The following is an 11088-nucleotide window of genomic DNA, read 5'->3' on the forward strand; positions in this document are numbered from 1 at the left end:
GCGGCGATACACGTAGCCGCGAACGAGCGCCGCGGTTACCGGCGATCGAGCAGCGGCGCGAGATACCGTCCCGTAAAGCTCGCCTTCGATTTTGCAATCTGCTCGGGCCGGCCTTGAGCGATGATTTGCCCGCCGCCCGCACCGCCTTCCGGGCCGAGATCGATGACCCAGTCCGCAGTTTTGATCACATCGAGATTATGCTCGATGATGACCACGGTATTGCCATGATCTCGCAACCGGTGGATGACTTCCAGTAGCAATGCGATGTCGTGGAAATGCAGCCCCGTGGTGGGCTCGTCGAGAATGTAGAGCGTGCGGCCCGTGTCGCGCTTGGACAGTTCGAGCGACAGCTTGACGCGCTGAGCCTCGCCGCCCGATAGCGTCGTGGCCGACTGGCCGAGCCGGATGTAGCCCAAGCCGACGTCGAGCAACGTCTTGAGCTTGCGTGCGATCACGGGTACGGCGCCGAAGAATTCGTGCGCGTGCTCGACCGTCATATCGAGCACTTCGCTGATGTTCTTGCCCTTGTACTGCACGTCGAGCGTTTCGCGGTTGTAGCGCTTGCCGTGACAGACGTCGCAGGGAACGTACACGTCGGGCAGGAAGTGCATTTCCACTTTCAGCACGCCGTCGCCTTGGCAAGCCTCGCAGCGGCCGCCTTTGACGTTGAACGAGAACCGGCCCGGGTCATAGCCGCGTTCCTTCGCGGCGGGCACGCCGGCGAACAGTTCGCGGATCGGCGTGAACAGCCCCGTGTACGTGGCCGGGTTCGAGCGCGGGGTGCGGCCGATCGGCGATTGATCGACGTTGATGACCTTGTCGAAGTGCTCCAACCCTTCGATTTGCTCATAGGGAGCCGGTTCTGTGGACGAGCCGTACAAATGCTGGGCGACCGCGTGGTAAAGCGTGTCGTTGATCAGCGTGGACTTGCCCGAGCCCGAGACGCCGGTGACGCAGGTCAACAGCCCCACGGGCAGGTCGAGCGTGACGCGCTTCAAGTTGTTGCCGTACGCCTCGACGATGCGCAGACGCCGCTCGTCGGGCTCTTTACGCTCATCGGGAAATTCGATGCGGCGTTCGCCCGCGAGGTATTGGCCCGTGAGCGAAGCCGGATCCTTCTGCACCTCGTTGGGTGTGCCTTCGGCGATGATCATGCCGCCGTGCTCGCCCGCGCCGGGGCCCATGTCGACGACATAATCGGCCATGCGGATCATGTCCTCGTCGTGTTCGACGACGATGACCGAATTGCCGAGATCGCGCAGATGCTTGAGCGTCGCGATCAGGCGGTCGTTGTCGCGCTGATGCAGGCCGATCGACGGTTCGTCGAGCACGTACATGACGCCCGTCAAACCCGAGCCGATTTGGGATGCGAGGCGAATGCGCTGCGCCTCGCCGCCCGAGAGCGTGTCGGCGCTGCGCTCGAGCGAAAGGTAGTCGAGCCCGACGTTGTTCAGGAACATGAGGCGCGCGACGATTTCCTTGACGACTTTCTCGCCGATCTCGCGCTTGGCGCCTTCGAGCTTGAGCGTTTGGAAGTAGCCGAGCGCGTCGCGCAACGGCCAGCCGCTCACTTCGTAGATCGCGCGCGCGTCGCCGTCCATCCCGAGCCGCACGAAGCGCGCCTCGCGACGCAGCCGCGTGCCGTCGCAAGAGGGGCAGGCTTGATTGTTCTGATACTTCGCGAGTTCTTCGCGCACGGCGGCCGAATCCGTTTCGCGATAGCGGCGCTCGAGATTCGGAATGATGCCTTCGAAGACATGCTCGCGCACCGTCGCGCGCCCGCGCTCGTTGATATACGAAAACGGGATCTGCTCCTTGCCCGAGCCGAACAAGATCAACTTGCGGATTTTTTCGGGCAAATCCTCGAAGGGCGTATCGATCTCGAATTCGTAATACGCCGCGAGGCTTTGCAGCATCTGGAAATAAAACTGATTGCGGCGGTCCCAGCCCTTGACCGCGCCGGCCGCGAGCGACAGCGACGGATGCGCGACGACGCGCTTCGGATCGAAGAACGTGATTTGGCCGAGGCCGTCGCAATCCGGGCATGCGCCCATCGGATTGTTGAACGAGAACAGGCGCGGCTCGAGTTCGGGCAGCGAGTACGAGCAGATCGGGCAGGCGAATTTCGAGCTGAACAGGTGCTCTTTGTCCGTGTCCATTTCGAGCGCGATCGCGCGGCCGTCGGCCAGGCGCAGGGCCGTCTCGAACGATTCGGCCAAGCGCTGCTTCATATCGGGACGCACCTTCAGCCGATCGACGACGACGTCGATCGAATGCTTGTCGTTCTTTTTGAGCTTGGGCAGGGAATCTACGTCGTAGATGTGCGCCGTGCCCTCGTTGGCCGTGCCGCCTCCCGAGCGAATCCGGAACCGGATGAAGCCTTGCGCCTGCATTTGCTCGAACAGTTCGGCATGCTCGCCCTTGCGGTTCGCCACCACGGGTGCAAGGATCATGAGCTTGGTTTCCTCCGGCAGGGCGAGCGCGGCGTCGACCATTTGCGAGACGCTTTGCGCCTCGAGCGCGATCTCGTGCTCGGGGCAGTACGGCGTGCCGACGCGCGCATAGAGCAGACGCAAATAGTCGTGAATTTCGGTGACGGTGCCGACCGTCGAGCGCGGATTGTGCGACGTCGCCTTTTGTTCGATCGAGATGGCGGGCGAGAGACCCTCGATCAGGTCGACATCGGGCTTCTCCATCAGCTGCAGGAACTGGCGCGCGTAGGCCGAAAGGCTTTCCACGTAACGACGCTGACCCTCTGCATAGAGGGTGTCGAACGCCAGCGACGACTTGCCCGAACCGGACAAGCCGGTGATCACGATGAGCTGGTGGCGGGGCAGATCGAGATTGACGTTCTTCAGGTTGTGGGTGCGCGCCCCACGGATACGAATCTGTTCCATGAACCTGGGGAGGGGAGGGGGCCAAACCTGCTACTATAACGACTTTTCCAGACCGCCGTTACAGCGTCCTTACAGCGTGCGGGAGCGCATGAGCCCACGCTCGCTATATTTGCAGCCCTGGCGGGCTGCCGCGCTCGAGGCGGCCCGGCGCCGAAGGCGCACCGAAAGCCAGCCCTTAGGGGGAAGTCCTCTTGCGGGGGCGGCCCGAACGGGATTCACTTGGGGGCTGGCAGTGGCCTAAAGGCGTCGCCCCGGTTCTTCCACGCTCGCTTCCGATGTCGAATCCGTCCGTTACATCCTCGCGTATGAGCGCGCCCGAGTTGCGCGCCACGGTTTCGCTTGCCGGCATTTTTGCGCTGCGCATGCTTGGCCTGTTCATGATCATGCCCGTCTTCTCGGTGTACGCGAAGACGATCCCCGGCGGCGAAAACGTCCTGCTCGTGGGTGTCGCGCTCGGCGCGTACGGCGTGACGCAGTCGCTCCTGTACATCTTTTACGGCTGGGCGTCCGACAAGCTCGGGCGCAAGCCCGTCATCGCCACGGGCTTGTTGATCTTCGCGCTGGGCAGTTTCGTCGCTGCAATGGCGCACGATATGACGTGGATCATCGTGGGCCGGGTAATCCAGGGGATGGGGGCCGTATCTTCCGCCGTGATCGCGTTCATCGCCGATCTGACCGCCGACGAGCACCGCACGAAGGCGATGGCGATGGTGGGCGGCAGCATCGGCATTTCGTTCGCCGTGGCGATCGTCGGCGCGCCGATCGTTTATCAGTGGGTTGGGATGAACGGGTTGTTCGCGCTCGTGGGCGGGTTGTCGCTGCTCGCCATCGGCGTGGTGCTGTGGATCGTGCCCGACGCGCCCAAGCCCGTGCACGTGCGGGCCCCGTTCGCGGAAGTGTTGCGCAACGTCGAGCTGTTGCGGTTGAATTTCGGCGTGCTCGTGCTGCACGCCACGCAAACGGCGCTGTTTCTCGTGGTGCCGCGCATTCTCGTGGCGGGTGGCTTGCCTGTCGCCTCGCACTGGGAAGTGTATTTGCCGGTCATGGGCCTTTCGTTCGTCATGATGGTGCCGGCGATCATCGCGGCCGAGAAACGGGGCAAGATGAAGCCCGTGCTCTGCGGCGCGATCACGCTTATCCTGATCGGCCAATTGCTGCTCGGCACGGCGCCGCATACGATCTTGTCCGTGGCTGCGATTCTGTTCGTGTACTTCCTCGGTTTCAATATTCTCGAGGCGTCGCAGCCTTCGCTCGTGTCGAAGCTCGCGCCCGGCACGCGCAAGGGCGCGGCGGCGGGCGTGTACAACACGACGCAGTCGATCGGCCTTGCGCTGGGTGGCGTCGTGGGCGGCTGGCTGATGAAGTCGGTCGGTCAAGACGCCGTGTTCTATGCATGTTCGGGTCTCGTGTTGGGCTGGCTTATAATCGCCGCCAATATGAAGCCCGTGCGTAAGATTTGACGCGACTCTACGCGTCGCGTGCTTGGCGCTCGTGCAGCGGGCGCCGTCGCGCAATGGATTAACTGGAGAGACTCATGGCATCCGTAAATAAGGTCATCCTCGTCGGCAACCTCGGGGCCGATCCTGAAATTCGTTACCTGCCGAGCGGGGACGCCATCGCCAATATCCGGCTGGCTACGACGGATCGCTACAAGGACAAGGCATCGGGCGAAATGAAGGAAGCGACGGAGTGGCACCGCGTTGCATTCTTCGGGCGCCTTGCCGAGATCGTCGGCGAATATTTGAAGAAAGGTTCGGCCGTGTATATCGAAGGCCGTTTGCGTACGCGCAAGTGGCAGGGGCAGGACGGGCAGGATCGCTATTCGACCGAGATCGTCGCCGATCAAATGCAAATGCTCGGCGGCCGCGGCGGCGCTGGCGGCGGCATGGGCGGTGGGGACGATGGCGGCTACAGCCGTGAGCCGGCCGAGCAGCGCGGCGGCGGCCGCGCGACGGGCGGCGGCGGTGCGCGTAGTGGGGGGAGTGGCGGCGGCGGTGCTAGCCGGCCGAGCCAGCCGGCAGCAGGCGGCGGGCTCGATGATATGGATGACGATATTCCGTTTTAACCTCTACGCTACTGCTAGTACGCAGTTCTGTTGATCGAAGCCCGCCTGCTTGGAGCACGCGGGCTTTGTTCTTTTCTGCTTTTTCGCAGATCGTCCGATTCTCTTGGTTAATTAGCGTTTGCCTGGAAAGAGCGAAGCAACTGGCAACCCATACGCGATCAATACGCTGCGAATGTCCCCGGCTGAGGTGACTCGACATCCTAGCCGCCGCGATATCGCACGCTTAAGTCCGCAGCCCGCTCATCGAACGCGGATGTCAGGCATTGAGTGTTCACGCAATCGTGAACAACCGTCTCGAGCCAACGTTCCTGCTCGATCCGAATCCCGTTGTCGACACCGCCCAGCCGCCGCTGCGCCGCCTCGTATTCTCTTAGCTCGCGTTGGTAGCTTTCGGCCAAAACGGGGTTCTGGCATACCGTCTTGCCGAAGAACGTTCCGTCGTCTTTGCAAGCAACGGCAGCGGCGGCGCGCTCCGTCTGCGCTGCTACGGTTGCGCTGCGTCGAGCGGGGCTTGCTGACCGTGAAGCAGGTTCAGGCGGTATCGGCATTCGACTCGGATTCTCCGTGGGCGATGGCGCGGTTAGCGCGACGCCGCGAGCGGTAGCCGTAGGGCGTGGGGGTGTCCGCATGTGTGCCAGGAGTTCGGCAAGCGGAGTTGACGGATCGAGTGTTTCCTGCCGCTCATAGCGGGCAATCGCCGCAGTCGTGAGCGCGCCGAAATTGCCGTCGGCGCGACCGTGAAGATAGCCATGAGCGATCAGGAATCGTTGCACTGCGCGTCGAATATCGGCTGGCGACTCCGCGTTCGCCGGCGTCGAGGTTGCCAACCCAGCGAACAATCGGTTCGCACCGCTTCCCGGCGACGTATGTGCGGCCGCGTAATCAAGGACCGGCGTCGCCGCAGTCCGTATATTCGGGACCCATTGCATGGCTGCCGCTGCGCCATAGAGGGCTCCAACGAACGATGCCGACATGGCGAACAGGCAAGCGCCCTTGAGAGGGTCCCAGTTGCGGCCGCGTTGCCGGTACTCGGCCGGTACCTTGAGCCTCGAGACAGCACTCACCGCAGCACTCAATATCCAGCCTGCCGGCGATACGACGAGCATCGCCACACCCGCGCCAGCTACGGCGACGCATAGAGGTAAGACCGCATGCAGCGGATTTGCCGGCGAGAACGCCGAGAAATTGCTCGCTGCGTAGACAAAACTCGCGACGGACGGGAACAGAGCCACCAATGTCCAGGCAGCACGTGAATTGGCCGGGGATACCTTGTCCAAGGTGTGCAGGAACGCAGTGGCGATCGCGTTCGCTGCTTCTCTTGAAATAAACCCCTCGGCGACGCGAACTACCACGGGTGCCGGATTGGAGCGGGCGTCCTTTCCTAGCTTCGCGACGCCTCGCAAAGCCTGGTCGAGTATCGGGACCCCGCGGAACATCGCGAATAGGCGTTTGGCCTGCCGACGAATGCTCGTACGGCTGCTCTTGCCCCGGTTCGCCAGCGATGCGATTTCCTCGAGTTCGCGCGCCAGAAGCTGGTCGAATACCGGGGGCGCTTTAATCGGAATGACATGCGTGCCGGCAGCGGCAACCGTATAGTCGACTTTCGCGACGGCGATGCCTAGCTCAACGACGTCCGCCGCGCCCGTGTAGCGCACGACCCAGTTGTCCTTTTCGCTGTATTCGCTGCCGGCGAGCTCGAGCGGCACCAGTTCACGCACGGTGCGCGGCCCCCTCAGCTCCATTGCGCGAACCAACGACTCTGCAGCCAGGCCGGTGTGTCCTGGTACGTGCCATGACGGTCTAGCCATCGCCCTCACGTGGCAGACATCCGTGAAGTAGCCGTGTCCGGCGCATGCATTGCAGGTTTGCTTACCCGAGCCGCCGCAGCTCGTGCAAACGACGCGGCCGCCTCCACCGCACAAAGAGCACGTACGCTGGACTGTCTGCGAGTAGGTTTCGTGGCGGTGACCGTTCCAGCGGGTGTGCGTGACGGTCTCGTTATGCCAACCGGCGCCGCCACATCCACCGCAAGCTCTCTTACCTCGTCCAGCGCAGCCGCCACACGAGATGCGCCCGCTCCCGGCGCAGGATCCGCACTGCCGGAACACGGAGTAGGAGCCGAAATCGTGCACCGGCTGGACTGTCGCAGACAATTCGAGCCCGCCGGCCCCGGCAGCATCGATACGCTGCATGAAAGCGCCGCGAATCTCCCGGCTGTGCACAGCCTGCTGACACAGCCGCTGGAGATGGCTTTGATAGTCGGCGGACCGATAGCCAAAATGACCATTTGCAACCGAGGCGTTCCCTTTCGACGTGGACATCGTCAGGTCGTGCTCGAATTGCCAGGCGACGTAGGCCGTTGCGGTGTACTTTTCGGTCGACTCGCTGGTCGGTTGTATGTCGCTCGCGTCTACATGGTTGCCACCGAAAAGCTTACGCAGGTTTTGCAGAAGCGTTTTGCCGTGTGGGCCAAGTTGCATTTTAGATTTCGTTCAATCCAAGGAATCTGCAACGCTCGAATGGGTCGCCTGGTTTAGCCACGATTCCCGGCGCGGTTCGGCTAGCGGTCTTCGTTCAATTCGCTTTTTCACCGCTATCCTGCGCCGCCGTAGCCGCACCCGCCGCCGAAGCCGCCTCCTGCGCCGAAGCTTGGTCGGGCGCATCTTCATCCTTGATGACATACCGCGGGTTATGTACCCAGCGACTCAAATCCTTACTGATGACCACTGCGGTGCGATCGAGAATGGAGCACGTGCCTTTGAAGGCGCCCCACATCCCGCCGACGGACCAGCGCTTGAACTTCGTGTGCCGGACGACCTGGCCGTTGTCGATGAGATCGGCCGACAACGAGATGGCTTTGGGCCCTGTCCACGCGCCGCCGCCGACGCCCATCACGTAAGTGATCTGCAGCTTCAGGATTTCGGCGTCGCCCGGAGCGCCATTCACTTCGATCGTCCCTTCCCCTGTTCGATTGAGGCGGCGCAGCGCCTCTCCGACGTGGCGCGTCAACATATCGTCGATGTGGCACTCGTCTTTGACTCGCTCGACGACCCCTGCACCCGAGGCGTAAGTGACCGGCGTTGCGAGTAGAACCTGCCTGCGCTCGCCTGCGAAAACGGAGGAAGAAGCCAGGCACAAGGCAATCAAAAGAAGGCGTTTCATTGAATTATCGGTCCCCGAGTGTAGTTGGCCGCCATTGTCGCATAGGAAATTCATAAGAAAAGCTATGCAGGCATTCCAAGGTTTTGCAGTCGCCGCAGTGGCGATCTTCACGGATCAACCGCACTTCCCTGAAGCCGGGAACGACTACCCTATGCTGACGCCATCCACGATTAAGCGCATATGCACGCCGCCGTCCTTGGAGTGAACGAGGCCGTTGCGCCAGGTCAAATCTCTCCTTAGATCGATCGATGCCCATCCCGGGCTGAACTTCGGGTTGAGAAAGCCGTTATTAACGCCTATTGCCTTACCGTCCCCGGTAGTTATCATCGCGTGCTTCAATCTATTGTCGCTTACGTCGACGAACCCGATGCGCTGGCCCGCGGCCGTTTTGGAGAATTCAGTCGGGGTGGCAATCTGGCGGCCGCCTTTCAGGAATTCGTCGAATTTGCCGGCGCGTGTTGCGCGGTGGAGCCGTTGCGCCGTGGCGGGCGATATCATTCCCGCTTCCTTTTGAAAGCTGATGACGGCATCCCAGCATACGCCGCCCTGAGACACATTCTTTGCGAGCTTCGACGTATTGTTTTCAACCAGATATTTTGCGAGCCTTTCGGCAACATTGTTGTTTCCCGCTATGCGTTGCGAGTTGACCACCACCTTGGTGAACTTGCGCCCATGGCGCAGGTGCTTCAGCTTTGCCGCCTTGCTGAGCCCCCCAGGCAGCTTTCTGACGAGCTTGATCATCAGCCATCCGCCGCGACCGGCCTTCGCAACCGGAACGATCAGCGTGGCGGCGTCGAATATGCCGGATAGCACCGCCTCCTCGTAATCTCCCTTCTCCAGCGCTCGCACCGTGCCGTATAGCGGGAATGTCAAATCGTTGAGGACATGGGTCCACGTTTCGAAAGAGGTTGGCGCTTCGAAGATAGCTCGCAACGGCGAGAAGACGCCGTTTACTATTCTTCGAGCACTCTCGTCGATGGCGTCGGCGAGCGTGAGCCCTTCCTTGACCTTATCCACCACGACTTGAAGCGGGCCATCGGGATCGATGAGCGGGGCTCGAAAAAACAGGTGCCAATTGATTTTGATCCAATCGATGAGCTCGTCGGGATCGTTCGGTACGGATTGCACCTCGTTGCATTGGTTCGGAACGATCGCGTAGTGCTGCTCCTCGCCCGCTGTCGTTACGCGGTGCAAATGCCCGAGATGCCCGCATCCGACGGGGGCGCCAGCCAGCATCGGATCCTTGCGGGATACGCAGATCGACAAGATCGACGTGTCGGATTGCAGGTCGATGTGTTTCTCTTTATATCCCTCCTCCAGCGTCCTCGCGATCGCGCTCGTCGAGTAGTTCAGATGAAGATCGAAAGCCCTGTCGAAGACTTCCTTCGCGGAAGCGATACCGTCTAGCGCCGGGGCGACCCTGCGCTGCGCCACCCACCCGGCGACATCCTTCTCCAGATGGGCTTGGCGGCAAGTCATTTGGACTTGCTGCGGCTCGGACTGCTTACGGCCGTCGAGCCTATTCACCGGATGAACGAGTACCGTACAGTTGCTGTCCGGATCGATGTTCGCCTTTTTCAAAAGTCTGTCGGAAACCTTCGGTCTTTGCGGCGTGTCTTCGAGCATTTCCTGAAGCACCGAGCCCAGCCCGTCGGGCCCGCATACGGGCAGCTCCGTCGAATGCCGGGCCGTTTCCTCCGCCGCGGCATGCTGCAAAAAGGATGCGAACGCGGCGAAGAGCAAAAGCCGATTGAGCCATGAGCCGCGCGCCATCGCATGGGTCGGCCCGATTTGCAAGGTGGCGACGTCCTGATCGAACGTCATCCAATCCGGGATCCGTAGGTCGCGCGGGACGGTCCAATGTTGACTGGCCGGCGGGGTCTGGGGCCCAGCCGGCCAGCCGCGCGCAGGGTTCCTGCGTTGGTGCGCCGTTGCATTGATACGGTTGCCTTCGCGCGCGACCGCCTTGTTGTGCCGGGTCACGTCCGAAGGCTCGTGCTTTGCCGTAGGCGGCCTGTGCTTATTCGGCTGCGAATTCGAATATTTCGACTGTTGCCGTGCATACCGGTTGGTCATCCTCGACGCCCGCTCCTCGAGTAAGCTCGCATCGCTCGTGCTCCGCGACATTGATATCGATCGCGACGGACGCGCGACTAGGCGCCGGATCGTCCTTGTCACAGCATAGGCAAGGGGGCGGGCGTTCGCGGGATCGCTTATCGCCGATTCATCTGGCGCTTGCACTATTTGAGACCGCGAAGATCCCTCCCATCCAAGAGCGTTGACTGCGCGGATTCGGTGGCGCCGCTTGCCAAAATGATCTGCCGGCCACGCAGTTGAGCATGGGCTGGCCGGCAAGCAATGGCGCCCTCTGCGTGCGTGATAGTATTTCGCGGCCGGCAAATTCGACGCGAGGAAATTCAGTGTGAGCCAACAGCGCGATTTGACAGTCCTGCTGCGCGAGATGGCGCCGCGGTTGACGTCGCCGCACTATGTGTTCTGCAGCTTTGCCGATCACCGCCTGCCCGATGGCCTCGAGCCAATTTGCCTCTTCCGCGAAGCCGAAGGGCTTACCGCGATCGCCGAGAAAGCGTTCGCCGATTCGCTTGGCCTGCCGTATTCGTTCGAGTCGCGCTTGATCACGCTCGAGGTTCACTCCGATCTCGCCGCAGTCGGTTTCTTGTCGTCGGTGTGTGCCGCCCTGGCCGGGGCCGGCATCCCATGCAACGCCGTCTCGGCCTTTTACCACGACCACCTGTTCGTTCCCGTCCAACATGCCGCGCGGGCAATGGCGGTGCTTCATTCGATCGCGGCCGACGCGACGTCCCGAGAAGCGTCGTAGCCGCGTCGATGCGCATGCGTGAGCGTGCCGGGCGCCACTCGGTCAATGGCGTTAGCCGCACTAGCGCTCGGCAATAATTTTTAAACCTCGATACCGATTGCTACCCCGCTGGATAGAATTCGGCG

Annotated in this window: 7 protein-coding genes; 3 read left to right on the forward strand and 4 right to left on the reverse strand. The window is 61.9% G+C overall.

The genetic code is table 11. The annotated features are described in order from the left end of the window. Window positions 1-35 precede the first annotated feature (35 nt). On the reverse strand, window positions 36-2897 hold the full coding sequence (gene uvrA / locus QQS38_RS08140) for an excinuclease ABC subunit UvrA (protein WP_479644856.1): 2862 nt from the start codon (window positions 2895-2897) through the stop codon (window positions 36-38). 305 nt (window positions 2898-3202) lie between these two features. Between uvrA and QQS38_RS08145 the strand changes: the two genes are divergently transcribed. After that, window positions 3203-4357, forward strand: a complete 1155-nt coding sequence (locus tag QQS38_RS08145; RefSeq protein WP_479644998.1) for an MFS transporter — start codon at window positions 3203-3205, stop codon at window positions 4355-4357. A gap of 74 nt (window positions 4358-4431) precedes the next feature. After that, window positions 4432-4962 (forward strand): single-stranded DNA-binding protein, encoded by a 531-nt coding sequence (locus QQS38_RS08150; protein WP_479644857.1) that lies wholly within the window; start codon window positions 4432-4434, stop codon window positions 4960-4962. A 200-nt stretch (window positions 4963-5162) separates the two neighbouring features. Here QQS38_RS08150 and QQS38_RS08155 read toward each other — a convergent pair whose 3' ends face one another. From QQS38_RS08155 to QQS38_RS08165, 3 genes are all read right to left on the reverse strand, one after another. Further along, window positions 5163-7442, reverse strand: coding sequence for a peptidoglycan-binding protein (locus tag QQS38_RS08155; protein ID WP_479644858.1), 2280 nt, complete (start codon window positions 7440-7442; stop codon window positions 5163-5165). Window positions 7443-7536: 94 nt separating this feature from the next. After that, a complete protein-coding gene (locus QQS38_RS08160; protein WP_479644859.1) occupies window positions 7537-8124 on the reverse strand; it encodes a hypothetical protein in 588 nt (195 codons plus the stop codon). A 144-nt stretch (window positions 8125-8268) separates the two neighbouring features. Further along, window positions 8269-9948, reverse strand: a complete 1680-nt coding sequence (locus QQS38_RS08165; protein ID WP_479644860.1) for a hypothetical protein — start codon at window positions 9946-9948, stop codon at window positions 8269-8271. A 598-nt stretch (window positions 9949-10546) separates the two neighbouring features. Here QQS38_RS08165 and QQS38_RS08170 point away from each other — a divergent pair. Then, window positions 10547-10963 (forward strand): ACT domain-containing protein, encoded by a 417-nt coding sequence (locus tag QQS38_RS08170; protein WP_479644861.1) that lies wholly within the window; start codon window positions 10547-10549, stop codon window positions 10961-10963. The last annotated feature ends 125 nt before the right edge of the window (window positions 10964-11088 follow it).

This window comes from Trinickia sp. Z7 (genome assembly GCF_056498045.1).